23 protein-coding genes, 2 tRNA genes and 1 pseudogene are annotated in these 24,239 nt (G+C 68.3%); 7 read left to right on the top strand and 19 right to left on the bottom strand.

Features of this window, described 5'->3' with window-relative positions; genetic code table 11:
- The first annotated feature begins 28 nt into the window (after positions 1 to 28).
- A complete protein-coding gene (parC, locus tag CKCBHOJB_RS06735) occupies positions 29 to 2,473 on the top strand; it encodes a DNA topoisomerase IV subunit A (RefSeq protein WP_281051214.1) in 2,445 nt (814 codons plus the stop codon).
- Between the two features lie 32 nt (positions 2,474 to 2,505).
- On the opposite strand, the gene CKCBHOJB_RS06730 is transcribed toward parC, so the two are convergent.
- The 4 genes and pseudogenes from CKCBHOJB_RS06730 to rlmD form a co-directional block, all read right to left on the bottom strand.
- Positions 2,506 to 2,982 carry a DUF192 domain-containing protein gene (locus tag CKCBHOJB_RS06730; RefSeq protein ID WP_281051213.1) on the bottom strand — a complete coding sequence of 159 codons (477 nt, stop codon included), beginning with the start codon at positions 2,980 to 2,982 and terminating at the stop codon, positions 2,506 to 2,508.
- 194 nt (positions 2,983 to 3,176) lie between these two features.
- Positions 3,177 to 3,719 (bottom strand): annotated as a pseudogene (locus CKCBHOJB_RS06725) (pseudouridine synthase); the annotation flags it as partial.
- A gap of 54 nt (positions 3,720 to 3,773) precedes the next feature.
- Positions 3,774 to 3,863 (bottom strand) — tRNA-Ser (locus CKCBHOJB_RS06720).
- A gap of 37 nt (positions 3,864 to 3,900) precedes the next feature.
- Positions 3,901 to 5,211 (bottom strand): 23S rRNA (uracil(1939)-C(5))-methyltransferase RlmD, encoded by a 1,311-nt coding sequence (rlmD, locus tag CKCBHOJB_RS06715; RefSeq protein WP_281051212.1) that lies wholly within the window; start codon positions 5,209 to 5,211, stop codon positions 3,901 to 3,903.
- 498 nt (positions 5,212 to 5,709) lie between these two features.
- Here rlmD and CKCBHOJB_RS06710 point away from each other — a divergent pair, with 498 nt between their 5' ends.
- Positions 5,710 to 6,048 carry a hypothetical protein gene (locus CKCBHOJB_RS06710; protein WP_281051211.1) on the top strand — a complete coding sequence of 113 codons (339 nt, stop codon included), beginning with the start codon at positions 5,710 to 5,712 and terminating at the stop codon, positions 6,046 to 6,048.
- 73 nt (positions 6,049 to 6,121) lie between these two features.
- Here the strand turns inward: CKCBHOJB_RS06710 and bamC are convergent, their stop codons facing one another.
- The 3 genes from bamC to CKCBHOJB_RS06695 form a co-directional block, all read right to left on the bottom strand.
- Complete coding sequence (gene bamC, locus CKCBHOJB_RS06705; protein WP_281051210.1) at positions 6,122 to 7,264, bottom strand: outer membrane protein assembly factor BamC; 1,143 nt, start codon at positions 7,262 to 7,264, stop codon at positions 6,122 to 6,124.
- A 26-nt stretch (positions 7,265 to 7,290) separates the two neighbouring features.
- A complete protein-coding gene (dapA, locus tag CKCBHOJB_RS06700) occupies positions 7,291 to 8,169 on the bottom strand; it encodes a 4-hydroxy-tetrahydrodipicolinate synthase (protein WP_281051209.1) in 879 nt (292 codons plus the stop codon).
- 110 nt (positions 8,170 to 8,279) lie between these two features.
- Entirely contained in the window at positions 8,280 to 9,206 is a 927-nt protein-coding gene (locus tag CKCBHOJB_RS06695; protein ID WP_281051208.1) for a histone deacetylase family protein, read from the bottom strand.
- 156 nt (positions 9,207 to 9,362) lie between these two features.
- Between CKCBHOJB_RS06695 and CKCBHOJB_RS06690 the strand changes: the two genes are divergently transcribed.
- From CKCBHOJB_RS06690 to CKCBHOJB_RS06670, 5 genes are read left to right on the top strand one after another with little or no spacing between them, the layout of a single operon-like run.
- Positions 9,363 to 10,280: an AAA family ATPase gene (locus CKCBHOJB_RS06690; protein ID WP_281051207.1), complete on the top strand. Its 918-nt coding sequence runs from the start codon at positions 9,363 to 9,365 to the stop codon at positions 10,278 to 10,280.
- On the top strand, positions 10,280 to 11,278 hold the full coding sequence (locus tag CKCBHOJB_RS06685) for a DUF58 domain-containing protein (protein ID WP_281051206.1): 999 nt from the start codon (positions 10,280 to 10,282) through the stop codon (positions 11,276 to 11,278). Before CKCBHOJB_RS06690 ends, CKCBHOJB_RS06685 begins: the two co-directional genes overlap by 1 nt.
- Positions 11,275 to 13,278: a DUF3488 and transglutaminase-like domain-containing protein gene (locus CKCBHOJB_RS06680; RefSeq protein WP_348634862.1), complete on the top strand. Its 2,004-nt coding sequence runs from the start codon at positions 11,275 to 11,277 to the stop codon at positions 13,276 to 13,278. The genes CKCBHOJB_RS06685 and CKCBHOJB_RS06680 overlap by 4 nt, the downstream gene beginning before the upstream one ends.
- Complete coding sequence (gene mltB / locus CKCBHOJB_RS06675) at positions 13,275 to 14,372, top strand: lytic murein transglycosylase B (RefSeq protein ID WP_281051205.1); 1,098 nt, start codon at positions 13,275 to 13,277, stop codon at positions 14,370 to 14,372. The genes CKCBHOJB_RS06680 and mltB overlap by 4 nt, the downstream gene beginning before the upstream one ends.
- 13 nt (positions 14,373 to 14,385) lie before the next feature.
- The gene (locus CKCBHOJB_RS06670; protein ID WP_281051204.1) at positions 14,386 to 15,174 is read left to right on the top strand and encodes a DUF2189 domain-containing protein; all 789 of its coding nucleotides are present in this window, start codon (positions 14,386 to 14,388) and stop codon (positions 15,172 to 15,174) included.
- A 4-nt stretch (positions 15,175 to 15,178) separates the two neighbouring features.
- Here the strand turns inward: CKCBHOJB_RS06670 and rpoS are convergent, their stop codons facing one another.
- From rpoS to infC, 12 genes are all read right to left on the bottom strand, one after another.
- Positions 15,179 to 16,114, bottom strand: coding sequence for an RNA polymerase sigma factor RpoS (gene rpoS, locus CKCBHOJB_RS06665; RefSeq protein ID WP_281051203.1), 936 nt, complete (start codon positions 16,112 to 16,114; stop codon positions 15,179 to 15,181).
- A gap of 9 nt (positions 16,115 to 16,123) precedes the next feature.
- Entirely contained in the window at positions 16,124 to 16,957 is an 834-nt protein-coding gene (locus tag CKCBHOJB_RS06660; RefSeq protein ID WP_281051202.1) for a peptidoglycan DD-metalloendopeptidase family protein, read from the bottom strand.
- A gap of 17 nt (positions 16,958 to 16,974) precedes the next feature.
- Complete coding sequence (locus CKCBHOJB_RS06655) at positions 16,975 to 17,577, bottom strand: protein-L-isoaspartate(D-aspartate) O-methyltransferase (RefSeq protein WP_281051640.1); 603 nt, start codon at positions 17,575 to 17,577, stop codon at positions 16,975 to 16,977.
- A 47-nt stretch (positions 17,578 to 17,624) separates the two neighbouring features.
- On the bottom strand, positions 17,625 to 18,368 hold the full coding sequence (gene surE, locus CKCBHOJB_RS06650; RefSeq protein ID WP_281051201.1) for a 5'/3'-nucleotidase SurE: 744 nt from the start codon (positions 18,366 to 18,368) through the stop codon (positions 17,625 to 17,627).
- Positions 18,369 to 18,488: 120 nt separating this feature from the next.
- Positions 18,489 to 18,565: transfer RNA gene (locus CKCBHOJB_RS06645), tRNA-Pro, on the bottom strand.
- Between the two features lie 59 nt (positions 18,566 to 18,624).
- A complete protein-coding gene (locus CKCBHOJB_RS06640; protein WP_281051200.1) occupies positions 18,625 to 19,005 on the bottom strand; it encodes a MerR family transcriptional regulator in 381 nt (126 codons plus the stop codon).
- Positions 18,986 to 19,291, bottom strand: a complete 306-nt coding sequence (locus tag CKCBHOJB_RS06635; RefSeq protein ID WP_004299096.1) for an integration host factor subunit alpha — start codon at positions 19,289 to 19,291, stop codon at positions 18,986 to 18,988. The genes CKCBHOJB_RS06640 and CKCBHOJB_RS06635 overlap by 20 nt, the downstream gene beginning before the upstream one ends.
- 4 nt (positions 19,292 to 19,295) lie before the next feature.
- Positions 19,296 to 21,686, bottom strand: coding sequence for a phenylalanine--tRNA ligase subunit beta (gene pheT / locus CKCBHOJB_RS06630; protein WP_281051199.1), 2,391 nt, complete (start codon positions 21,684 to 21,686; stop codon positions 19,296 to 19,298).
- Between the two features lie 85 nt (positions 21,687 to 21,771).
- The gene (gene pheS / locus CKCBHOJB_RS06625) at positions 21,772 to 22,803 is read right to left on the bottom strand and encodes a phenylalanine--tRNA ligase subunit alpha (RefSeq protein WP_281051198.1); all 1,032 of its coding nucleotides are present in this window, start codon (positions 22,801 to 22,803) and stop codon (positions 21,772 to 21,774) included.
- Positions 22,804 to 22,978: 175 nt separating this feature from the next.
- Positions 22,979 to 23,338: a 50S ribosomal protein L20 gene (gene rplT / locus CKCBHOJB_RS06620; RefSeq protein ID WP_004299089.1), complete on the bottom strand. Its 360-nt coding sequence runs from the start codon at positions 23,336 to 23,338 to the stop codon at positions 22,979 to 22,981.
- Positions 23,339 to 23,350: 12 nt separating this feature from the next.
- Positions 23,351 to 23,548 (bottom strand): 50S ribosomal protein L35, encoded by a 198-nt coding sequence (gene rpmI / locus CKCBHOJB_RS06615; RefSeq protein ID WP_002923845.1) that lies wholly within the window; start codon positions 23,546 to 23,548, stop codon positions 23,351 to 23,353.
- A gap of 144 nt (positions 23,549 to 23,692) precedes the next feature.
- Positions 23,693 to 24,214: a translation initiation factor IF-3 gene (gene infC / locus CKCBHOJB_RS06610; RefSeq protein WP_281051639.1), complete on the bottom strand. Its 522-nt coding sequence runs from the start codon at positions 24,212 to 24,214 to the stop codon at positions 23,693 to 23,695.
- Positions 24,215 to 24,239 lie beyond the last annotated feature (25 nt).

Raw genomic sequence — 24,239 nt, 5'->3', positions numbered from 1 at the left:
TTCCCACCGGATTCAATTACGCAGTGCAATGACGACCGAAACCCCAGACCTGTTCGACATGCCAGACCCCGCCGCGGGCTCGCCCAAGCCCGCTCAGGCCACCCCCTCCATTGCGGGCGCGGCGACGACTGCCAGCCCGCCCGCACCGACACAGGCGGGCGAGGATCTGCCCCCGCCCCCAGCCCCACCCGCAGAGCCCGAACCGGAGCCCGAAGACGACGGCACGCTGGCGCTCGACCGCTACGCCGAGCGCGCCTACCTCGCCTACGCGATGAGCGTGGTGAAGTCGCGTGCGCTGCCGCAGGTCGAGGACGGCCTGAAGCCGGTGCAACGCCGCATCCTGTACGCGATGAACGAGATGCGGCTGTCGTCCACGTCCAAGCACGTGAAGTCCGCGCGCGTGGTCGGCGACGTGATCGGCAAGTACCACCCGCACGGCGACACCAGCGTCTACGACGCCATGGTGCGAGTGGCGCAGGACTTCTCGCTGCGCTATCCGCTGGTCGACGGCCAGGGCAACTTCGGCTCGCGCGACGGCGACTCGGCGGCGGCGATGCGTTACACCGAATGCCGGCTGACGCCGATTGCCGAGCTGCTGCTGTCCGAGATCGACCGCGGCACGGTGGACTTCATCCCCAACTACGACGGCGCCTTCGAGGAGCCGCAGCTGCTGCCCGCGCGCCTGCCCTTCGTGCTGCTCAACGGCGCCTCGGGCATCGCGGTGGGCATGGCCACCGAGATCCCGCCGCACAACCTGCGCGAGGTGGCCGAGGCCACCTGCCACCTGATCCGCAACCCCGAGGCCACGCTCGAGGACGTGCTCGGGATCATCCCCGGACCGGACTTCCCCGGCGGCGGCCAGCTCATCTCCACCCCCGAGACGATCCGCGACGCCTACGCCACCGGCCGCGGCAGCCTGCGCCTGCGCGCGCGCTGGAAGATCGAGGAGCTCGCCCGCGGCCAGTGGCGCGCGATCGTCGAGGAACTGCCGCACGGCGTGTCCGCCGCGCAGGTGCTGTCCGAGATCGAGACCCTGACCAACCCGCAGCCGCGCGCGGGCAAGAAGGAAGTCTCGCAGGAGCAGAAGAACCTCAAGCAGCTCGTGCTCGGCGTGCTCGACACCGTGCGCGACGAATCCAGCGACAAGGCGCCGGTGCGCATCGTGCTGGAGCCCAAGTCCAGCCGCCAGAACCGCGACGAGTTCATGGCGGTGCTGCTCGCCCACACCAGCCTGGAGACCTCGGCTTCGGTCAACATGACGATGATCGGGCGCGATGGACGGCCGCAGCAGAAGAACCTGGTGCAGATCCTGCGCGAGTGGATCGACTTCCGCTACGTCACCGTCGAGCGCCGCACCAAGCATCGGCTGGACGAAGTCGATCGCCGCATCCACATCCTCGAAGGCCGCATGATCGCCTTCCTGCACATCGAGGAAGTGATCCGCGTGATCCGCGAGTCGGACGAGCCGAAGCCGGCGCTGATCGCCGCCTTCGGCCTGTCCGACATCCAGGCCGAGGACATCCTCGAGATCCGCCTGCGCCAGCTCGCCCGTCTCGAAGGCTTCAAGATCGAGAAGGAACTCGCCGAACTGCGCGACGAACGCGCCGGCCTGCAGCATCTCCTCGACAGCCGCACGGCGATGACGAAGCTGATCCTGAAGGAGGTCCAGGACGACGCGAGGAAATACGGCGACGACCGCCGCACCCTGGTGGAAGCCGTGGCCGCAGTCGCGCCGGCGGAGATCTCGGTGCCCGACGAGCCGGTCACCGTGATCGTGTCGAAGAACGGCTGGGTGCGCTCGCGCCAGGGCCATGGCATCGACCCCGTCGGCATCGCCTACAAGGCCGGCGACTTCGGCTTCGCGATGATCGAGACGCGCACCACCTGGCCGCTGATCGTCATCGACGGCAACGGCCGCGCGTACACGGTGAAGGTCTCAGACCTGCCCGGCGGACGCGGCGACGGCGTGCCGATGAGCACGCTGGTCGAGTTCCAGGACGGCGGCAAGCTCGCCCAGGTCGTCACCGACACCCCGGATTCCGTCTATTTCTTCGCCAACAGCGGCGGCTACGGCTTCCTGTGCAGCGTCGCCGACGCGACCAGCCGTCAGCGCGCCGGCAAGGCCTTCATGAGCCTGGAAAAGGGCGAGAAGGTGCTGGCGCCGGCTAAGGTGTTCGGCGACTGGATCGCCGCGGCCTCGGAGAACGGCCGCCTGCTCGTCTTCCCGTGTCCCGAGATGAAGATGCAGAGCGGCGGTCGTGGCGTGATCGTGATGGCACTGGACGAAGGCGAGGCGCTTGCCGCCGTCGCCGTACCGGCCGACGACGCGGTGCTGAGCATCGAGGGTACGGGGCGCGGCGGCAAGACCACGACGGTCGAGCTCAAGCCCGCCCAGCGCGAAGCGCTGCGCCATCGCCGCGCGCGCAAGGGTGCGCCGCTGACGCCGAAGCTCAAGCCGGAAAGGATGCGCTGAGCGCTGTCCGGGGAACCTTGCCGGCCGCGCGCTCAGCGCGGCGCCGGCAGGCGGTCGAAGCCGCGCAGGGTGTCACCGGCCTTGATGCCGCGCTCGGCGAACCAGCCCAGGTTCATCTCCAGCGCAAAGCGCGCCGGGCCCGCGGCACAATGGTTATCGGTGGTGTTCGGCTGCATGTCCTCGATGTTGATCACCCGGCCCTGTGCGTCGAGGAAGGCCACCGACAGCGCCAGCAGCGTGTTCTTCATCCACATGCAATGCGCGCGTTCATCGGGGAACACGAAGACCATGCCGCGATGCAAGGGCATTGCGGTGCGATTCATCAGCCCGCTCTGGCGCGTCTCGAAGGTGTGCGCCACCTCGGCCTCGATGCGGTACATGCCGAAGCCGAGCTCGGCCAGGGGCAGTGCCGGCTGGGCCACGGCTGCGGCGGCAAAGGCGCCGAGCGCGCCCCCTGCCAGCAGCACATTGACGAGGGCGTGACGGCCCGTCTTCTTCGTTCCACTCATTTACGTCGCTCCATCTTGTGCGGCTTGTCGCGGGCCGCAGGCTCGTGCCGCCCCGAATCGCCGGCGGCCGCGCGTCCCGGCCGGGAGGGCTTCACGGCTTCGCCCCCGCCTCGCCGCCACGCCGCACCGTCAGCACGCCCGGGGCGCGCAGGCGAACCCTGCCGATCGGGCGTCCCGGCAAGCGCGCCCAGCTCCGCCGGATCGAGCGCGCGCCACTGCCCCGGCTGCAGGCCATCGAGCCGCCACGGGCCGATCGCGATCCGGATCAGGCGCAGGGTCGGGAAACCGACCTTGGCGGTCATGCGCCGCACCTGACGGTTCTTGCCCTCGCGCAGCACGATCTCCAGCCAGCTCGTCGGCACCGCCTTGCGGAAGCGCACCGGCGGAACGCGCGGCCACAGCCAGTCCGGTTCCGCCACCGGACGCGTCTCGCACGGCAGGGTATGGAAATCGCCGAGGTCGAGGCCCGCGCGCAGCCGCGCCAGGGCGGCTTCGTCGGGTTCGCCCTCCACCTGCACCAGGTAGGTCTTGGCGAGCTTGTGGCGGGGATCGGCGATGCGATGCTGCAGGCGTCCGTCGTCGGTGAGCAGCAGCAGCCCCTCGCTGTCGGTGTCGAGCCGCCCGGCGGCATAGACCCCGGGCACGGCGACGCAGTCCTTCAGCGTCGCCCGGCCAGCCTGGTCGGTGAACTGGCAGAGCACGCCGTAGGGCTTGTTGAGGAGGATGAGGCGGGACATGAGCAGCGCCGGGGCGCTCGAAAAAGCTGCCCGATCAACAGGTTGCCGCGTTGTTGGCGGAGGCGGTGAGATTCGAACTCACGAGGGGCGCAAACCCCTGACGGTTTTCAAGACCGTTGCATTCAACCGCTCTGCCACGCCTCCACAAGGGCGCGCAGTATATCACCGCGTGCCGGCGGCTTCACGCCGACGCCGGGCGCTCGAAGAGCGCGATCGACTCCACGTGCGAGGTCTGCGGGAACATGTTGGCGATGCCGGCGCCCTTGAGCACATAGCCCTTCTCCCGCACCAGCACCGCCGCATCGCGCGCCAGCGTGGCCGGGTTGCACGAGACGTAGACGATGCGTGCGGGCTGCTGCTGGGGGCCGATCGCCTTGGCGACCGCGATCGCGCCCTCGCGCGGCGGATCGATCAGCAGCTTGTCGAGCGGTCCGAGCGCGGCGAGGCTGTCCTCGGTGGCCTCGAAAAGGTTGGCGGCGTAGAAGCTCGTGCGCTCGGCCAGGCCGTTGCGCCGCGCATTGTCGAGCGCGCGCGCCACCAGCGCGTCGCTGCCCTCGACGCCGACGACGTGGGCGCCGCGACGCGCGATCGGCAGGCTGAAGTTGCCCAGCCCGCAGAACAGGTCGGCGATGCGCTCGCCCGGCTGCGGATCGAGCAGCTGCATCGAGCGCCGGATCAGCAGGCGGTTGATGTGCACATTGACCTGGGTGAAATCGGTCGGGCGGAAGTCCATGCGCACGTCGAACTCCGGCAGGGTGTAGGCGAGCGCCGGGCCCTCGAGCGGATGCAGCGGGGTCGCCGAATCCGGCCCGTTCGGCTGCTGCCACACCTGGATGCCCTCGGCCTCGGCGAACGCGGCCAGGCGCTTCTGATCGGCGCGGCTGAAGGGCAGCAGGTTGCGGAACACGAACACGGTGGCCTCGTCGCCGATCGCGATCTCGACCTGCGGCAGGCGATCGGCGATCGACAGGTCGGCGATCATCTCGCGCAGGCGCGGCAGCATCGCCGAGATGACCGGCGGCAGCACCGGGCATTCGCGCATGTCCACGATGTAGCTCGAACGCCGCTCGTGGAAACCCACGCGCAGCCCGCCCTTGCTCGGCACCAGGCGCACGCCGAGGCGGGCGCGGTAGCGGTAGCCCCAGGCGGGACCGTGAATGGCGGGGTAGATGATCTCCGGCCGCAGCTTGCCGATGTGCCAGAGCGCGTCCTCGAGGATGCGCTGCTTGGCAGCGGCCTGCGCCTCCGCATCCAGATGCTGCATCGAACAGCCGCCACAGGTGCCGTAATGCCGGCAGCGCGGCGGCACGCGCTGGGCGCTCGCCTTCAGGATCCGCAAGGTCTCGGCCTGCTCGTAGCTCGGCCGCGCACGGCGCACGACGTACTCCACCCGTTCTCCCGGCAGCGCACCATCGACGAACACCGCCTTGCCGTCCTGGCGGGCGACACCGCGTCCTTCGTGGTCCAGGGATTCGATGAGGGCAATGGGCATGATGGCAGGCGATCGGAAAGGAAGCGCGATTCTAGCGCGCACCCGCAGGGCCGGCGCGCCGAACTTCCGCCCTCCACCCCGGAACGCCATTTGCAACATGGTGTGCGCACCCGAGTTGGCAGCGCCACTCCGCAGGCAGCTGCGAGTTCGTGCCGGCACCGCCGCCCGATACGCGCAGCCCCCCCGCGACGCCCCGATCCGGGCACGCCCATTGCCTCGGAATCCCGTCGGCGAGACGGCGAAAGGGCATCATGAATCGATGCGTGGCGTGCATTCCGTCCCGCAGCGAAGAGCGTCGATCGGCGCTGCCTTGAGGCCTGTTCCGAAATGCTTTCTTACGCTTGGATGATATCTTGCAACGCAGCATGCCATCCCTCTGACATTACCTGCGCGGTAGAATCGATCCGCTTTCGCTGCACTCCGAAGCCGTCCGGGACAAGCCCGGACACGAGGGAATCCGGCAGCGGAAGTCCCCTGAACCCCGAAAGGAACAAGATCATGAAGAATTCCCTGCTCGTTGCTGCCCTCGTTGCCCTCGCCGTCTCCGCCTGCGGCAAGAAGGAAGAACCCGTCGCCGCGCAACCCGCCCCGAGCGCCCAGGAGCAGATGAAGGAATCCGCCGCCCAGGCCGTCGATGCGGCGAAGGAAAGCGCGAAGGCTGCCGGTGACGCCGCCGCAGCCGGCGCCCAGGTGATCAAGGAAGAAGCGGCGACCGCCGCCGACGCGACCAAGGAAGCGGCCACCGCAGCGGCCGAGGAAGCCTCGCAGGCGGTGGACGCCGCCAAGGCCGCCGCCGAGGCCGCGGTCAGCGCCGCCAAGGAGTCGGCGCAGAAGTAAGCAGCACCTGCCTGACTGTCGTAGCAAACAAAAAGCCGGCTCGCAGCCGGCTTTTTGTTTGTGCGGGACGCGATCAGCGCAACTGCTCGTGCAGCAGCCCCAGCATGCGGCGCGCCGTCTCGGAGTTGTCCTGGCCACCCTCGCGGCTGAGCACACTGACCCGCGAACCGTCGCCCTGGCCCTCGACGCGCAGACGGTACTCGCTGCCCCCCTGGGCCGGCTTGTCATCGCTGCGCCAGAAGGCGAGACGCGACAGGAACCCCTTCTCCGGGCTGCGGTTGTCGGCATCGGGATCCACATAGCGCACGAAGTAGAGCCCCTTGGCGCGATCGCGATCCTCGACGGTGAAGCCGATGCGGTCGAGCGCGAGCCCCACGCGGCGCCAGGCGCGATCGAAGGGCTCCTCCATCGTCAGCATGACCTGGCCGTCGGCCGCGGACCTGATCTGCGCACGCTCGGGCGCCTGCTCGGTGGCGACGGCGGCTTCGGCGCGCGCCTCCTCGGCGCCCAGCCGGACCATCAGGCGGCGCAGCATCTCCGCCTCGAGTTCGGGGTCGGCCGGACGCGGCTGCCAGATGGTCGAGTCCTTGGCCTCGGTCGGATAGATCTCCATCATGCCGCGATGGCTGATGTAGACCTCGACGGTGCCCGGCTCCTTGCCCTGCTCCAGACGGGTGCGGAACTTGTCGCGCTCGGGCGTCGAGAACAGGCCGTCGAACACCTTGCCGATGCTCGAGCGGATGAAGTCCTGCGGGATCTTGGCGCGATCCTCGGCCCAGTCCGTCTCCATGACACCGATCTCGGGACTGTCGACGTTCAGGATGAAGCCGAGCTCCAGCCAGAAATCCTTGATCTGCGGCCACAGCTCCTCCGGCGAGCCACTGACCACCAGCCAGCGCTGGCTGCCTGCGCGTTCGATGCGCATGGTGTCCGACTTGGCCAGCACGTCGGCCGCGGCCGAGGCGGTCGCGGGCTGCCCGGCGCGGTCGGCCGAGTAAGCCGAATAGGTCGCGACGCCGCGCGGCGACACGTCCGGCACGGCGAAGCGGTCGTCGCGCTGCGGCGCGGTCAGGTCGGGCGGGATCTCGAGCGGGCGCTCGATCTGGCGGGCGCTCTTGTAGTCGATGCGCTTCGATTCGAGCAGCGATCCCGAACAACCGCCGAGCGCAAGCGACAGCGCGATCAGGGACAGGGAGGTGCGCGTGGTACGGTTCATGGAATTCCTGGACAGATGGATTCGGTTCAGACCTTGATGCCGGCCTTGCGCATGGCCTTCAGCACACGCTCGTGATGGCATTCGGAGAGCTGAGTCAGCGGCAGGCGCAGGCCGTCGCCGATCAGGCCCATGCGGGCGACGGCCCACTTGACCGGAATCGGGTTGGCCTCGCAGAACAGGTCGCGATGCAGACCGGTCAGCGCGGCATTGGTTTCACGCAGCGCGCGCATGTCGCCGCGCGCCGCTGCCGCGCACAGCTCGTGCATGGCGCGCGGCGCGACGTTGGCGGTCACCGAGATCACGCCGTGGCCGCCCAGCATCAGGAAGGCGGCCGAGCTCATGTCGTCGCCGCTGTAGAGGGCGAAGTCGGCCGGTGCGCGCTCGATCAGGTCGCAGGCACGATCGATGTTGCCGGTGGCGTCCTTGAGGCCGACGACGTTGCCGATTTCGGCCAGGCGCAGCGTGGTGTCGTTGGACAGGTCGGCCACCGTGCGGCCGGGCACGTTGTAGAGGATCAGCGGCAGCTCGACCGCCTCGGCGATCGTGCGGAAGTGGCGGTACAGCCCTTCCTGCGTCGGCCTGTTGTAGTAGGGCACCACCGACAGGTGGGCATCCGCGCCCGCCTGCTTGGCGAAGCGGGCGAGCTCGACGGCCTCGGCGGTGGAGTTGGCGCCGGTGCCGGCGACCACGGGCACGCGGCCCGCGACGTGCTCGACGGAGGCACGGATGAGTTCGCAGTGCTCGTCCACGTCCACGGTGGGCGATTCGCCGGTGGTGCCGACGATCACGATGCCATCGGTGCCCTCGGCGATGTGCCAGTCGATAAGGCTGCGCAGGCGGGGAAAATCAAGGCTGCCGTCGTCGTGCATGGGCGTGACGATGGCGACGAGCGATCCGGTAATCATGGCGTCGGGCTGGAAATTAAAGGTTCGATTCTAACGCCGACACGGGCACAGCGCGACACGCCTCGATGCGCGCGCGCAGAACCCCGTCACGACGTTTCCGGGTTTGCGATTCAAAGATCGGCGAGCGTCTTGATGTGGGCGACCACCGAGCGCGCCAGCGAGGACAGCGAGTAGCCGCCCTCGAGGATCGACACGACGCGCTTGTGGCCACAGTCCTCGGCCACGTCCTTGATCTGCTTGGTCGCCCACATGTAGTCGGCCTCGAGCAGGCCGAGCGAGCCCATGTCGTCCTCGTAATGCGCATCGAAGCCGGCCGAGATGAAGATCATCTGCGGATTGTGGCTGCGCAGCGCAGGCACCACGATGTCGCCGAAGACCTGGCGGAAGGCGTCGCCACGGGTGCCGGCCGGCAGCGGCACGTTGCACATGTGCGCCGGCGGATTCTCGGTGCCGCAGTACGGATAGAAGGGATGCTGGAAGATCCCGGCCATCATCACCCGCGGATCGTCACGGAAGATGTCCTCGGTGCCGTTGCCGTGGTGCACGTCGAAATCGACGATCGCCACCCGCTCCAGGCCGTGCGCCGCGATGGCATGGCGCGCAGCGATGGCGACATTGTTCATGAAGCAGAAACCCATCGCCTTCGCGCGCTCGGCATGATGGCCGGGCGGACGCACCGCGCAGAATGCGTTCTCGATCTCGCCCTTCATGACCAGGTCGGTGGCGAACACGCCCGCGCCCGCCGAGCGCAGCGCGGCCTTCATCGTCCCCGGGCTCATCGCGGTGTCGGGGTCGAGGTGGCGGATGCCGTGCTCGGGCACGTTGCCGAGCAGGCTGTCGAGGTATTCGGACGGATGCACCCGGGTGATCTGCTCGCGTTCGGCGACCGGCGCGTCATAGAAGGAGATGTACATGTCCAGGCCAGCAGCGATCAGGCGATCGTTGATCGCCGACAGCCGGTCCGGACATTCCGGGTGCATGGACCCCATGTCGTGCAGCCAGCAGTCACGGTGCGTGATGAATGCCGTGGTGGTCATACTCCTCCTTCTCCCATCGCGAACGTCCGACGGGGCAACCGAGGTTGCCTGCGCCGGCTACTTGTCTTGCCGGTCATCGTGATGAACGTCATCCGGACCGGCTGGCTTTGTCGTCTATTATCACCGCTTCCCGGCCAATTTCACAGTACGCCCGCAATGCCCCTGCATCATGCAAATCGCCTGCTCGAGACGGCCGGCCGCATCATCCTCGGCAAGGAACGCGAGCTGCGCCTCGCCCTTGCCTGCCTGATCGCGCGCGGCCATCTTCTGATCGAGGACGTCCCCGGGGTGGGCAAGACCACGCTCGCCCATGTGCTCGCGCGGCTGATCGGGCTGCAGTTCCAGCGCATACAGTTCACCAGCGACCTGCTGCCGGCGGACATCCTCGGCGTGTCGATCTTCGATCGCAGCACCAGCGCCTTCCGCTTCCATCCCGGCCCGGTGTTCGCCCAGCTGATCCTCGCCGACGAGATCAACCGCGCCACGCCGAAGACGCAGAGCGCCCTGCTCGAGGCCATGGAGGAGCGCCAGGTCACCGCCGACGGCGCCACCCTGGCGCTTCCCGAACCCTTCTTCGTCATCGCCACCCAGAACCCGGCGCATCAGATCGGCACCTTCCCGCTCCCGGAGAGCCAGCTCGACCGCTTCCTGCTGCGGATCCGCCTCGGCTACCCGGACCGCGCCGCCGAACGCGCGCTGCTGATGGGCGAGGACCGCCGCGAACTGCTCGAGCGCCAGCCCGCGGTCGCCAGCCCGTCCGCGCTGCTCGAGCTGCAGCATGCCGCGCAGGGGCTGCACGTCTCGGACGCACTGGTCGACTACGTGCAGGCCCTGCTCGGCGCCACCCGCAACAGCCCGGAGCTGGTCAACGGACTCAGCCCGCGCGCCGGCCTCGGCCTGCTTGCCGCGGCCCGGGCCTGGGCGCTCCTCGACGGTCGGGACCATGTGCTGCCGGAAGACGTGCAGACCCTGTTCCCGCATGTGGCCGCGCACCGCCTGCATCTGGCCGGCGACGGCAGGCCGGTGCCGCCGGCCACGCTGGTGCGCCTGATGCAGGCGGTCGCGGTCCGCTGATGCGTCGGGCCGCACACCTGGCGGCCGCCCTGCGCCGGGGCGCCGATCGCTGGCTGTTCCGCGTCGGCAAACCCGAAGCGGCGCCGATCCGCCTCACTCAACGCCGCATCTACGTGCTCCCGACTCCGGCCGGGCTGGGATTCGCCGCCGCGCTCGCAGTGATGCTGCTGACCTCGATCAACTACAACCTCAGCCTCGGCTACGGTCTCGTCTTCCTGCTCGGCGGCGCGGCGACGGCCAGCATCGTGCACGCCTTCCGCAACCTGCTCGGACTGTCCCTGCGGCCGGCGCGCTGCGAGCCGGTGTTCGCCGGCGAGGCGGCAGGGTTCCGGCTGCTGATCGACAATCCCCGCCCGTCGCGCCGCCCGGCGCTCAGGCTGCGGGCACACGGACAGGTCGGCACGTTCGAACTCGGCCCGGCGACCGAATCGACCATCCTGCTGGCCTGCCCCACCACCCGCCGCGGCCGCCTGCACCTGGGCCGCAGCGTCATCGAGAGCACCTGGCCACTCGGCCTGATCCGGGCCTGGAGCGTGTTCGTGCCCGACGCCGACTGCATCGTCCATCCGGCACCCGAACCCGCGCCGCCTCCGCTGCCCGACAGCGGCGCGGATGGGGCAGGCACGAGCGCCAGCACGCGCGAAGGCGACGACGACTTCGCCGGCCTGCGCGCGCACCGCAGCGCCGACTCGCCACGGCACGTCGCCTGGAAGGCGCTGGCCCGCGGCGGCCCGATGCTGACCAAGCAATACAGCGCTGCCCGCGGCGGCGAACTGCTGCTGGCGTGGTCCGCGCTGCCGGTGCACCTCGACGACGAACAGCGCCTGTCGCGGCTCACCGCGTGGATCCTGCGCGCCGAGCAGGACGGGCGCCGCTATGGCCTGCACATACCGAACACGCGGATTGCGCCGGACCTCGGCCACGACCATCGCGACCGCTGCCTGCGCGCGCTTGCGCTGTTCGGCAGCACGGCAGAGGACACGGAGCGGCGACCATGAGCGCCGGGGCGACCCGATTCGCGGCGATGCTGAAACGCAGGGGCTCGGCCCGCCCCGCGCCGGCACCCGCCCTCGACCGCCACCAGGGCCTGTGGCTGCTCGCGGCCGCGGCGCTCACCGTCGCCCCGCACGGCATCTGGCTGCCGGCCTGGATCCATGCCCTCTGCCTGCTGTTCCTGGCCTGGCGCGGCCTGATCCTGTGGCAGGGTAGCCGCCCGCCGCCGGCTGTGCTGCTGTTCGCCCTGGCCGCAGCCGCCGCAGCCGGCGTGCGTCTCGAATTCGGCCATTTCTTCGGCAAGGATCCCGGCGTCGCCCTGCTCGCCCTGCTGCTCGGGATGAAGTTGCTGGAGGCACGCGCGGCACGCGACATCCACACCGGCGTGCTGCTGTGCCTGTTCCTGCAACTGGCGCTGTTCCTCGAGAACCAGTCGATCGCGGCAGCCGCCATGGCATTCCTCGGCACCCTGACCTGCCTCGGCGCCCTCGTCGCGCTGGCCGACCCGGCCGGCAGCGTGCGCGAGCACCTGCGCAGCGCGACACTGCTGCTCGTGCACGGGCTACCGTTCCTGCTCGTCTTCTTCGTGCTCTTTCCGCGCATCCAGGGTCCGCTGTGGGGCTTGCCCGCCGACGCCTTCAGCGCCCGCACCGGCCTGTCGGACACGATGACGCCGGGCTCGATCAGCGCGCTCGGCAATTCCTCGGCCATCGCTTTCCGCGCCGCGTTCGACGGCCCGCCGCCGCCGCCCGCGCAGCGCTACTGGCGCGGGCCCGTCCTCGGCAGTTTCGACGGCCGTACCTGGACCGCGGCGCGGTTTGCCGAGGCGGACGCGCCCTTCTATCGCCCGGTCGGCCGCCGACTGGACTACGTGCTCACCCTCGAGCCTCACAACCGGCGCTGGCTGCTGGCGCTGGACTACCCGGGCGCGGCCGGGCCGCTCGTGCGCTTCGCCAGCGACCACCAGGCGCTGAGCGCGCGGCCGGTACAGACGCGCAGCCGCTTCGCACTCAGCGCCTACCCGGACGCGCCGGTCGGCACCGACGAATCGCCAGCCGTCCTCGCGGCCGCAACGCGTCTGCCGGCGGACAGCAATCCGCGCAGCCGCGAACTGGCCGCAAGCCTGGCTGCCGGCGCCGCGTCCGACGCCGAGATTCTCGAGCGCGTGCTCGCGCACATGCGGGCAGCCCGGCTCAGGTACACGCTGCGTCCGCCGCTGCTCGGCACCGACAGCGCGGACGAATTCCTGTTCGACACCCGCAGCGGCTTCTGCGAGCACTTCGCCTCGGCCTTCGCGGTCCTGATGCGGGCGGCCGGCGTCCCCACCCGCATCGTCACCGGCTACCAGGGCGGCGAGATCAATCCGGTCGACGGCTATCTGGTCATTCGCCAGTCCGACGCCCATGCCTGGGCCGAGGTCTGGCTGGAAGGGCGCGGCTGGCTGCGGGTCGATCCGACCGCGCTCGCCGCGCCGGAGCGGATCGCGGACGGGCTGGCTGCGGCGCTGAGCGCCGAGGACGCGCTCCCACTGATGCTGCAGGCGGACATGGCCTGGCTGCGCGGCCTGCGCCATCGCTGGGAGGCGCTCTCGAACTCCTGGAACCAGTACGTTCTTGGCTACAATCCCGAACGCCAGCGCGAATTTCTGGCCAGTCTCGGTTTCGATCCCCGCAGTGCGGCGAAACTGGCCGGACTGCTGGCGGGCATCTCGGCCCTGCTGCTGCTCGCACTCTATGCCTGGGCAAGCTGGCAGCGCCGGACCTCGGACCCCGTGCAGCGAGCCTGGGAACGCTTCTCCGCCCGCATGGCGCGGGCGGGCCTGGGGCGCGAACCGTGGGAAGGACCGCTCGCCTACGGCGACCGCCTGGCCGAAGCCCTGCCGGAACAGGCGGACAGCCTGCATGCGATCTGTGCAGCCTATGCCCGCCTCCGTTACGGCGCCGTGCAGGCGGGGGATCAATCGCGCGCGCTGGAAAAGCAGATGAAAGGAATCCGAATCCAATGACCCAGAACATCGCGCCCACCCACATGCCGCCGGGCAACGCCCCCGGGGCCGGACGGCACCGCCTCGGCACGCGCCTGCGCAACCTCTTCGGCAGCCTGGTCGCCGGCCTGCTGCTCGCCGGGGCCCCCGTCGGCACCTCCGCCTCGTATGCGGACCGCGAGGAAACGCGCGGCTTCATTGCCGAAGTCGCCGCGCGCCATGCCTTCGACCCCGCCGACCTCGAGCGTGCGCTGGCACATGCCCGCCACGAGCCTGCGGTGATCCGCCTGATCACGCCGCCGACGCGCAAGGGCGTGCGCTCCTGGCGCGACTACCGGGCGCGCTTCCTCGACGACGTCCGCATCGATGGGGGCATGGCATTCTGGTATCAGTACGCGGGCGAGCTCGAGCGTGCCGCCACCGAATTCGGTGTGCCGGCGGAGGTCATCGTCGCCATCATCGGCGTGGAAACGCTTTACGGCCGCAACACCGGCAACTTCGAGACGCTGTCGGCGCTCGCCACCCTGGCCTTCGACTACCCGCCGCGGGCGGACCTGTTCCGGCGCGAGCTCGAGGCCCTGTTCCTGCTCGCCCGCGAACAGGGACGCGACCCCGGCAGCTACAGCGGCTCCTTCGCCGGCGCGCTCGGCTATCCGCAGTTCTTGCCGAGCAGTGTCCGAGCCTATGCGGTCGACTTCGATGGCGACGGCCGCATCGACTTCGACAGCGACCCGATCGATGCCATCGGCAGTGTCGCCAACTACCTGCGCGTCCATGGCTGGCAGCCGGGCGAGCCGGTCGCCGAGCGCGCCCGCCTCGCCCCCGACACCGACGGGGCCGCGCTGATCGCCGCCGGCATCGAACCCCGGCTCGAGCCCGCGCATCTGAGCGCGCGCGGCGTCACCACGCTGGACGGACGTCCGGCGGCTGCGGTCGCCACGCTGGTGGACCTGGAGACGCCCGGCGAGGACACCGAGTACTGGCTCGGCTACCGCAACTTCTACGTCATCACACGCTACAATCGCAGCAGTTTCTACGCCATGTCGGTGTTCGAGCTCGCCGAGGCGCTGCGCCTGCGCAGGGCGGTCGACGGGATCCGCGCCGAGCGACGCTGAGGGATTTCCCGCCATGACCGCCCGCCCAAACACCCACGAAGCATCAGCGAATCTGGTTTCGGCGCCCCTGACCCTGTCCGACATCGGCGCTTCGGTGCGTTTCGGCCTCGGGCAGTTCCGCGCGATGCCGCTGATCAGCGCGGCCTTCGCCGCACTCTTCGTGGCGATCGGCGTACTCATGTATGCGGTGCTCGAATTCGGCCAGATCGCACCGATGAGCCTGTCCCTGGCCGGTGGATTCATGCTCGTTGGACCGGCCCTGCTCGTCGGCTTCTTCTCGCTCTCGGACAAGTTGCGCAAGGCCCGCCACGTCGGCTTCGCCGACATCTGGGAGGGCTTTCGGCGCATGCCGCGCGGCGGCTGGGTGGTGTCCTTCGTCTGCGGCCTGCTGTTCCTGATCTGGATCACCGACGCCGGGATCCTCTACGGCTTCATGGTCGGCCGCGAGTCCTTCGGCTTCCTGCGCCTGCTGCGGATCGAGGGCATCGTGGTGAACTACGCCGCCTACAGCGCGATCATGGGCGCGGTGCTCGCCTTCATCCTGTTCACGGTGTCGGCGTTCTCTATCCCCCTCATCTACGACCGGCGGGCGCAGCTCGTCTCCGGCGTCGTCGCCAGCGTCCGTGCGGTGTTCGGACACTTCGGCGTCATGATGTGCTGGGCGCTGCTGCTCTCGGCGGTGATCATCGTCAGCGCCCTGCTGCTGCCGCTGCTGCTGGTGACCTTGCCGGTGATGGCCTACGCCAGCCGCGAGCTCTATCTGCGCGCATTCCCGACGGCCGACGGCCCGTACGGGGCCTGAACCCTCACAACAGGGCGTCGCGCGAGATGCCGTGACGCTTGAGGATGCGCCGCAGCTGGCCGAGCGCCTCCAGCTGGATCTGGCGCACGCGCTCGCGCGTCAGCTCCAGACGTGCCGCGAGTTCTTCCAGGGTCAGCAATTCGCATTCGTCGATGCCGTAGCGATGACGGATCACCATGCGCTGCTTGTCGCTCAGCATCTTGATCCACTCACGCACGAGGGACTCCACTTCCGAGCCGTGGATCTGCACGTCAGCGGTCGCCTGGTGCTCGTCCGCCAGCGACTCGCCGATCGACAGCGTGGGATCGATGTCGAGCGGAGCGTCGAGCGAGGCCGTGTGTTCGCTCAAGGCCAGGATGCTGCGCACCTCCTCGATGCTCTTGCCGAGCCGGGTGGCAATCTGCTCGAGGGAGGACTCGCCGTTCGAGTGCGACTCGATATGGCGTTGCGCCCGCAGGACCTGATTGAGCTCCTTGACCACGTGCACCGGCAGGCGGATGGTGCGCGACTGGTTCATGATCGCGCGCTCGATGTTCTGCCGGATCCACCAGGTGGCGTAGGTCGAAAACCGGAAGCCGCGCTCTGGATCGAACTTCTCGAGGGCGTGCATGAGACCGAGGTTGCCCTCCTCGACCAGGTCGAGCAACGGGATGCCGCGATTCAGGTAGTGCTTGGCGATATTGACGACGAGGCGCAGGTTGCGCTCGATCATCGTCTGACGCGCATCGAAATCGCCCATGCGCACGCGCCGGGCGATCTCGAGTTCCTCCACCGCGGTGAGCAGCGGATTGGCGCCGATCTCGTTCAGATAAAGCTGCGTGACGTCGCTGAAGAAGTCGTTCTCGACCACCGGCAGCGCATGGGACGCGAACACCTCCACCTCGGGTGGAAGATCCGGTTCATGACTTTCCAGTTCGTCAAGATTCGCCGGCTCTTCCATGCTTTCCCCTTAGCGTGCGGGCAGATATCCCATCGGATCCACGGCCTTGCCCTGCTTGCGGATCTCGAAGTGCAACTTGGGCCGATCGGCTTCCGAGCTGCCCAGCTCCGCGATCTTCTGGCCCTGGACGACGTCGTCGTCCTCCTTCACCAGCAGCTTGTCGTTGTGTGCATAGACCGAGTTGTACTCCTGGTTATGCTTGATGACAATCAGCTTGCCGTAGCCACGCAGGCCGCTGCCCGCATACACGACCTTTCCCGCGGAAGCCGCATACACCGGGTCGCCGACGCTGCCGCCGATATCGAGGCCCTTGTTGGAAGCCTCGTTGTAGCCGGCGATCAGCGTGCCCTTTGCCGGCCACTGCCACTGTCCGCTCATGGCGGCCGCGGACGGGGTGGCTGCAGGCGGAGGCGTCGGCACCGACGGCTCGGTGATCGGCGCCTTGCCGCCGATCGGCTCGCGCACCAGCGGCACCGCCCCGGCATCGGTCCCGCTCGGCGGCACCGGCGTCGCGACCGCAGCGCCCTGGCCCGGCGCGACGATCGCCACCGGCGCGGCACCGGTGGGCGAGACCCGGATGGTCTGGCCGACGTGGATCTGGTTGGGATCGGTGATGCCGTTCCAGCTCACCAGATCCGGCAGCGTCACCCCGTACTGGCGGGCGATCGCGAGCAGCGTCTCGCCCTGACGCACGGTATGGAAGCCGGAAACCGGTGCGGGCGTCGTCACGCCGCCGGCGGCGCTTCCGCTCCCGTCACGCACCGGCGCGGTGACCTTGGAGGCGCAGCCCGCACTCAGCAGTGCAACGAGGAGAAGAGAGAGATAGCTTGTACGTGTATGCATCCGAAATTACCGTTGTTTCATTCCGTACCGCCGAGCAAGGGAACGAAGCGCACCGCCTCGTACACGCTCTCGCGGAACACATTGCCCTGCCGTTCGATCAGCACGAGCCGCTGTTCGCCGCCGCCCACCGGCACGATCAGGCGCCCGCCGGGCGCCAGCTGGTCCTTGAGCGCCGGCGGCACGCCGATGGCCGCAGCGGCAACGACGATGCTGTCGAAGGGCGCCGCCTCGGGAAGACCAAGGCTACCGTCGGCAAGTTTCAGCCGTACGTTCGGAAGACGCAAGGGGCGCAGATTCGCCCGCGCACGATCGAGCAAGGGGCGAATCCGCTCGACCGCATAGACCTCCGAGGCCAGCAGCGAGAGGACGGCCGCCTGGTAGCCGCAGCCTGCACCGACCTCCAGCGTCCGCCCGAGCTCGCGACCGGCACGCAGCAGTTCGATCATCCGCGCCACGACGAAGGGCTGCGAAATCGTCTGCTGGAACCCGATAGGCAGCGGAGTATCGTCGTAGGCGCTGAAGGCCAGCCCTTCCTCGACGAAGGCGTGACGGGGGACAGCCTGCATGGCCGCGAGCACACGCTCGTCGCGGATGCCTTGCGTGCGCAGGCGCTCGACCATGCGCGCGCGCGCGCGCGCCGCCTGCCCCGCGTCGGCCACCCGTGTGATCACTGCTGGAGCCAGTCGAAAACCGGCGCGATCAGGCCGGTGTGGGTGAGGTCGATCTGCAGCGGCGTGACCGACACGAAGCCGTTGGCCACCGCGTGGAAATCTGTCCCCTCGCCCGCATCCGCCGCGCCCCCCGCCGCGCCCACCCAATACACCGTATCGCCGCGCGGCGTCTGGCTGCGCACCACCGGTTCGGCCTTGTGGCGCTTGCCCAGCCGGGTCACCCGCACGCCGCGCAGGCGCTCGTAGGCGACATCGGGAACGTTGACGTTCAGGAGGACCGGATGCGGAAAGGGATTGCGCATGAAGCGCTCTGCGAGGTCGCGCGCCACCCGTGCCGCGGCGCTGAAATCGGTGGCCGACTTGCTGACCAGCGACACCGCGATCGAGGGTACGCCGAGCAGGAAGCCTTCCGTCGCTGCAGCTACGGTACCCGAGTAGACCGTATCGTCGCCCATGTTCGCGCCGTGATTCACGCCGGACACGACCATGTCCGGCAGATGGTCCAGCATGCCGGTGACCGCCAGGTGGACGCAGTCGGTCGGCGTGCCATTGACGTGGTAGAAGCCGTTGGCCGTGCGCTTGAGCGAGAGCGGGCGATCCAGGGTCAGCGAGTTGCTCGCACCGCTGCGGTCCCGCTCCGGCGCCACCACCGTGACTTCGCCGAGCGTGCCCAGAGCCTCGGCGAGCGCCGAAATACCCGGAGCGAAATAACCGTCGTCGTTGCTGACCAGAATACGCATTTGAAATCCGTACGGGTTACCGGGAAGAACGGCCGGAGTAGCGGATGTTAGCACAGCGTCCTTGCGCTATCGGCACGGGCGCCACAAAACAAAAAACCGGCCGAGGCCGGTTTGTTTGATTGGTCGGGGCGGCGGGATTCGAACTCGCGACCCCTTGCACCCCATGCAAGTGCGCTACCAGGCTGCGCTACGCCCCGACACAAGCCGCCATTATAGCGGCGGTTTCTGGAATTACCAGAAATTTTCCAAGAAAATTTCAGCCTCGCAGATCCGCCAGCGTCGTCTCGATGTCGCTGCGCAGCGCCCGCAGCACCTCCCGGTAGCGCTCCACCTCGACCTGGCTCTCCTGCGCGTGGATCGCCGACTCGCCAAGCCGGTTGCGCGCACCGGAGATCGTGAAGCCTTCCTGGTACAGGAGCTGCCTGATGCGACGGATCAGCAGCACTTCATGGTGCTGGTAGTAGCGCCGGTTGCCACCGCGCTTGACCGGCTTGAGCTGGGTGAACTCCTGCTCCCAGTAACGCAGCACGTGCGGCTTGACCAGGCACAACTCGCTGACCTCGCCGATCGTGAAATAACGCTTCGCCGGGATCGGGGGCAGATCCTGCGCTTCGGTATCAGGGCTGCTTGCTTGCATCGCTGAGTTGCTCCACCGCGGCCTTCAGTTTCTGGCTGGCGTGGAAGGTGACCACACGGCGCGCGGTGATCGGGATTTCCTCGCCGGTCTTGGGGTTGCGTCCGGGACGCTGAGGCTTGTCGCGCAACTGGAAATTGCCGAAGCCCGACAGCTTGACGCTGTCGCCACGCTCGAGCGCAGTCCGGATCTCCTCGAAGAAGCCTTCGACCATGTCCTTGGCCTCGCGCTTGTTGAGCCCGACCTGCTCGAACAGGAGATCCGCGAGTTCTGCCTTGGTCAGCGTCATCGCGTCAGCCTCCCGCGCCACGCAGTCGGCCTCCGAGCACGGTCTCCGCCTGGTGCACGAGCACGGCCATCGCCGCCTCGACCTCGGCGTCCTCGAGTGTGCGTTGAGTATCTTGCATCGATACCCTGAAGGCAAGACTCTTCTTGTCCGGGTCGATGCCCTTGCCATGATAGAGGTCGAACAGGCTGATCTCGCGCACGATGGCGGGCGCGGCCGCGCGCAGCACTTCCAGCACGCGCTCGACCGGGACATCCATGGCGATCACGAGGGCAAGGTCGCGACGCACGGCCGGCATGCGCGAAATCTCGGCATAGCCAGGCATGCGCGCGGCGAGCGCGGCATCGAGCGCGAGCTCGAACACCACTGGCGCAGTGCCCAGGTCGTAACGCTGCACCCACACCGGATGCAGCTCGCCGATCACGCCGATGACGTGGCCATCGAGCCTGACTGCGGCCGCACGCCCCGGATGTAGCGCCGGATGCGACAGCGGCGCGAAGGCAAGCTGGCGCGGCGCGAACAGGGCCTCGAGGTCGCCCTTGACGTCATAGAAGTCGACGTTGCGCGAACGCTCGCCCCACTGCTCCGGCAGCACCGAGCCGGCGGCCAGGCCGGCGACGTTCATGACCTGCTGGAAGCCGCGCACCGGCTCGCCATCGGCCTTGCGTTCGAACACCCGCGCCACCTCGAACACGCGCACGCGCTCGATCTGGCGCTTGCGGTTGGTCGCCAGGGTGTCGACCAGGCCGGGGATCAGGCTCGAGCGCATCACGCTGAGCTGGCTAGCGATCGGGTTGGCGAGGCGGATGGGGTTCTCGTTGGCGCAGAAATCGCGCTCCCAGGCCTCCTCGACGAAGGCGAAGTTCACCACTTCCTGGTAGCCGCGGGCGGCGAGCAGGTGGCGCAGCGCCCACACCGGACGGCTGTGCTCGGAACTGGGCAGCATCATCAGGCTGCCCTGCGGCGCAACCGCGGGGATGTTGTCGTAGCCGTGCAGGCGGGCGAGCTCCTCGATCAGGTCTTCCTCGATCTCGATGTCGAAGCGCCACGACGGCGGCGTGACCAGGAAGTCGTCGCCGTCGCGCACCACGCCCAGGTGCACGCGCTGCAGCAGGGCGAGCATGGCTTCGTCGTCGAGCGTGACGCCGAGCACGCGGCGAGCACGCGCCGGGCGCAGGCGCACCGGCTTGCGCGCCGGCAGCGCGTCGGGCGCCTGCGCCTCGACCACCGGGCCGGCTTCGCCACCGCAGATCTCGAGCACGAGCTGCGTCGCGCGCTCGATGGCAGGGCGCGCGAGCTCCGGGTCGACCCCGCGCTCGAAGCGGTGCGAGGCGTCCGAGCTGAAACCGTAGCTGCGCGCACGGCCGGCGATGGCGTCGGGCGCGAAGAAGGCGCTCTCCAGGAAGACTTCGGTGGTCTCCAGCGTGATGCCGCTGTCCTCGCCGCCCATGATGCCGGCGAGCGCAAGCGCACGCGCCTCGTCGGCGATCAGCAACGTGTCCGCGGCCGGAGTCACGGTCTGCTCGTTGAGCAGCAGCACCCGTTCGGCCGCGCGCGGCAGGCGCACGTGGATCGCCCCCTGCAGCCGGGTGTTGTCGAAAGCGTGCAGCGGCTGGCCGAGTTCGAGCATCACGTAGTTGGTGATGTCGACCAGCGCGCTGATCGAGCGCACGCCGCTGCGCACCAGGCGGCGCACCATCCATTCCGGCGTCGGCGCCTTGGCATTCACCCCGTGCAGGATGCGGCCGCAGTAGCGCGGGCAGGCGGCGGGTGCATCGAGCACGATGTCGCGACGCGCATCGACGGTGGGTACGACCGCGTCGACCATGGTATGGCGCAGCGACGCGCCGGTGATCGCCGCCACCTCGCGCGCCACCCCCGTCAGACTCAGGCAATCGGCACGGTTGGGGGTCAGCTTGATCGTGAACAGCGTGTCGTCGAGTCCGAGATAGTCGCGGATGTCGGCACCGACCGGCGCATCCTCGGGCAGGGCGTAGAGCCCACCGTGGTCCTCGGACAGGCCGAGCTCGCGCGCCGAGCACAGCATGCCGAAGGATTCGACGCCGCGCAGCTTGGCCTTCTTGATCTCGAACTCGCCCGGCAGCACCGCACCGACCACCGCACACGGCACCTTCATGCCGGCGGCGGCGTTGGGGGCACCGCAGACGATCTGCAGCAGCTCGCCGATGCCGGCATCGACCTTGCACAGCTTGAGCTTGTCGGCGTTGGGATGCTTCTCGGCCTCGACGATCTGCGCCACGACCACGCCCTTGAAGGCAGGCGCGGCCGGCTCGGCCTCCTCGACCTCGAGGCCGGCCATGGTCAGCAGGTGGCCGAGTTCGGCACTGTTCAACTGCGGATCGACGAAGGTCCGCAGCCACTGTTCGGAGAATTGCATGATTCGATTACCCGGATTGCGTGAGAAGGCAAGATCTGATCGGCGCCGCGCGGAGGCAACGCCCCGGAGGGCGCCACTCGGGCGCTCAGCGGAACTGGCTCAGGAAGCGCAGGTCGCCTTCGAAGAACAGGCGCAGGTCGTTCACGCCGTAGCGCAGCATGGTCAGGCGGTCGGGCCCCATGCCGAAGGCGAAGCCGGTGTAGCGCTCGGGATCGATGCCGCCGAAGCGCAGCACGTTCGGGTGCACCACGCCGCAGCCGGCGATCTCCAGCCAGCGCCCTTCCAGCGCGCCGCTCATGAAGGCGACGTCGATCTCGGCCGAAGGCTCGGTGAAGGGAAAGAAGGACGGCCGGAAGCGTACCTGCAGGTCCTCGGTCTCGAAGAAGCGGCGCAGGAAGTCGGCGATCACGCCCTTGAGGTCGGCGAAGCTGACCTTCTCACCCACCCACAGACCTTCGACCTGGTGGAACATCGGCGAGTGGGTGGCGTCGGAGTCGACGCGGAACACGCGGCCGGGGGCGATGATGCGCAGGTCGGGCATCGCCGCCGCGTCACGATAGCGCTCGACGTGGGCCTGCATGGCGCGGATCTGCACCGGGCTGGTGTGGGTGCGCAGCAGCACGTCATCGTGACCTTCGAGGTAGAAGGTATCGTGCATCGAACGCGCCGGATGGTTCTCGGGCGTGTTCAGCGCGGTGAAGTTGTGCCAGTCGGTCTCGATCTCGGGGCCGTCGGCGACCACGAAGCCGATCGAGGCGAACAGCTGCTCGACACGCTCGAGCGTGCGGCTGACCGGGTGCAGGCCACCTTGCGCAGCGCCGCGCCCGGGCAGCGTCACGTCCAGCGCCTCGGCGGCGAGCTGGGCCAGCAGCGCGGCTTCGCGCAGGGCGTTGCGACGCGCCTCGAGCGCGTTCTCGATCGCCACCTTGGCGGCGTTGATTGCCGCGCCCGCTTCGCGGCGCGCGTCCGGATCGAGCTTGCCGAGCGACTTCAGGCGCTCGGTGAGCGACCCCGCCTTGCCGAGATAACGCGCCTTGACCTGTTCGAGCTGCGCGCCATCGGCTGCCGCAGCGAAGTCGGCTGCAGCCTGTTGTACCAGTTGATCGAGCTGTTCCATGTCCCTGCCCTGGCGGAATGCGGTGTTGCGAGATGGCGGCCGCGGATCCGGCCGCTCATCGAGGAATTCGTGAGTTCTGCGTGATTTCTGTGCCGGCGCCCAAGGCCTTGCCCGCGGCGGCGGCGATTCAGAAAAAAAAAGGAGGCCAGGCCTCCTTTTTTCGGACTGCGTGAGATTACGCAGCGAGTTTGGCCCGGGCCTGTTCGGCAATCGCGGCAAACGCCGGCTTGTCGAACACGGCCAGGTCGGCCAGCACCTTGCGGTCGATCTCGATCGCGGCTTTCTTGAGGCCGTTCATGAAGACGCTGTAGGTCAGACCCAGTTCACGCGCGGCGGCGTTGATACGCGCGATCCACAGCGTGCGGAACTGACGCTTGCGCTGACGACGGTCGCGGTAGGCGTACTGGCCAGCCTTCATCACCGCCTGCTTGGCGATGCGATAGACGTTCTTGCGACGGCCGCGATAACCCTTGGCCTGGGAAAGGACTTTCTTGTGACGGGCGCGGGCGGTTACACCACGTTTAACGCGAGGCATTGCGGTCTCCTATCAAGCGTACGGAAGCATGGCGCGAATCAGCTTTTCATCGGCCGCATGAACTTCGGTCATGCCGCGCAGCTGACGCTTCGCCTTGGTCGTTTTCTTGGTCAGGATATGGCGCTTGAACGCCTGGGACCGCTTGATCCCGCCACTCGAGCGGACCTTGAAGCGCTTCTTGGCGCCGCTCTTCGTCTTCATCTTGGGCATTGCTGAGACTCCATGTTTTTGGATGACACCTGGGTAGCGCCGATAAGCCCCGACGCGTTTCATTACCCGGCATCACTTGTTTTCCGCCGGACGATCTTCCGATATCCAGCGGTCTTGCCCCCGCAGGGGCAAATCCCTAGAACCTTAGCGGTTCTTCTTCGGCGCGATGATCATGATCATCTGGCGCCCTTCCATCTTGGGCATCTGCTCGACCTGGCCCAGCTCCTCCAGATCTGCCTTGACGCGCTCGAGCTGCCGCAGACCGAACTCCTGGTGCGCCATCTCACGACCGCGGAAGCGCAGCGTGACCTTGCACTTGTCGCCTTCTTCCAGGAAGCGCTTGAGATTGCGCAGCTTGATCTGGTAGTCGTTCTCGTCGGTGCCGGGGCGGAGCTTGACCTCCTTGACCTGCACCTGCTTCTGCTTGAGTCGGGCTTCGTGGGCCTTCTTCTGTTCCTGATACTTGAACTTGCCGAAATCCATCAGCTTGCACACGGGTGGCACTGCCATCGGTGCGATTTCGACCAGATCCAGCCCGGCCTCTTCGGCCATGTTGAGGGCTGCGTTCAGGGACACGATTCCGAGCTGCTCGCCTTCTTCGCCGACCAGCCGGAGTTCGGGCGCGTTGATCTCCCTATTTACGCGCTGCTTTTTTTCTTGAGCGATGGTTCAACTCTCCACGAAAACCAAT

The sequence above is a fragment of the Thauera sp. GDN1 genome, from assembly GCF_029223545.1.
GTDB lineage: Bacteria > Pseudomonadota > Gammaproteobacteria > Burkholderiales > Rhodocyclaceae > Thauera.
The sequence above is the reverse complement of the archived record's forward strand: the minus strand, read 5'-3'. Positions and strand labels throughout refer to the sequence as shown.

Coding starts and splice junctions, on each gene's coding strand:
- parC (WP_281051214.1), top strand. CDS start 29: ATGACGACCGAAACCCCAGACCTGTTCGACATGCCAGACCCCGCCGCG.
- CKCBHOJB_RS06640 (WP_281051200.1), bottom strand. CDS start 19,005: ATGCAAGCAAGCAGCCCTGATACCGAAGCGCAGGATCTGCCCCCGATC.
- CKCBHOJB_RS06690 (WP_281051207.1), top strand. CDS start 9,363: ATGCCCCTGCATCATGCAAATCGCCTGCTCGAGACGGCCGGCCGCATC.
- pheS (WP_281051198.1), bottom strand. CDS start 22,803: ATGGAACAGCTCGATCAACTGGTACAACAGGCTGCAGCCGACTTCGCT.
- CKCBHOJB_RS06680 (WP_348634862.1), top strand. CDS start 11,275: ATGAGCGCCGGGGCGACCCGATTCGCGGCGATGCTGAAACGCAGGGGC.
- CKCBHOJB_RS06710 (WP_281051211.1), top strand. CDS start 5,710: ATGAAGAATTCCCTGCTCGTTGCTGCCCTCGTTGCCCTCGCCGTCTCC.
- CKCBHOJB_RS06670 (WP_281051204.1), top strand. CDS start 14,386: ATGACCGCCCGCCCAAACACCCACGAAGCATCAGCGAATCTGGTTTCG.
- CKCBHOJB_RS06635 (WP_004299096.1), bottom strand. CDS start 19,291: ATGACGCTGACCAAGGCAGAACTCGCGGATCTCCTGTTCGAGCAGGTC.
- mltB (WP_281051205.1), top strand. CDS start 13,275: ATGACCCAGAACATCGCGCCCACCCACATGCCGCCGGGCAACGCCCCC.
- dapA (WP_281051209.1), bottom strand. CDS start 8,169: ATGATTACCGGATCGCTCGTCGCCATCGTCACGCCCATGCACGACGAC.
- CKCBHOJB_RS06655 (WP_281051640.1), bottom strand. CDS start 17,577: ATGGTCGAGCGCCTGCGCACGCAAGGCATCCGCGACGAGCGTGTGCTC.
- rplT (WP_004299089.1), bottom strand. CDS start 23,338: ATGCCTCGCGTTAAACGTGGTGTAACCGCCCGCGCCCGTCACAAGAAA.
- pheT (WP_281051199.1), bottom strand. CDS start 21,686: ATGCAATTCTCCGAACAGTGGCTGCGGACCTTCGTCGATCCGCAGTTG.
- rlmD (WP_281051212.1), bottom strand. CDS start 5,211: ATGCCCATTGCCCTCATCGAATCCCTGGACCACGAAGGACGCGGTGTC.
- rpoS (WP_281051203.1), bottom strand. CDS start 16,114: ATGGAAGAGCCGGCGAATCTTGACGAACTGGAAAGTCATGAACCGGAT.
- CKCBHOJB_RS06660 (WP_281051202.1), bottom strand. CDS start 16,957: ATGCATACACGTACAAGCTATCTCTCTCTTCTCCTCGTTGCACTGCTG.
- bamC (WP_281051210.1), bottom strand. CDS start 7,264: ATGAACCGTACCACGCGCACCTCCCTGTCCCTGATCGCGCTGTCGCTT.
- rpmI (WP_002923845.1), bottom strand. CDS start 23,548: ATGCCCAAGATGAAGACGAAGAGCGGCGCCAAGAAGCGCTTCAAGGTC.
- CKCBHOJB_RS06695 (WP_281051208.1), bottom strand. CDS start 9,206: ATGACCACCACGGCATTCATCACGCACCGTGACTGCTGGCTGCACGAC.
- CKCBHOJB_RS06685 (WP_281051206.1), top strand. CDS start 10,280: ATGCGTCGGGCCGCACACCTGGCGGCCGCCCTGCGCCGGGGCGCCGAT.
- surE (WP_281051201.1), bottom strand. CDS start 18,368: ATGCGTATTCTGGTCAGCAACGACGACGGTTATTTCGCTCCGGGTATT.
- CKCBHOJB_RS06730 (WP_281051213.1), bottom strand. CDS start 2,982: ATGAGTGGAACGAAGAAGACGGGCCGTCACGCCCTCGTCAATGTGCTG.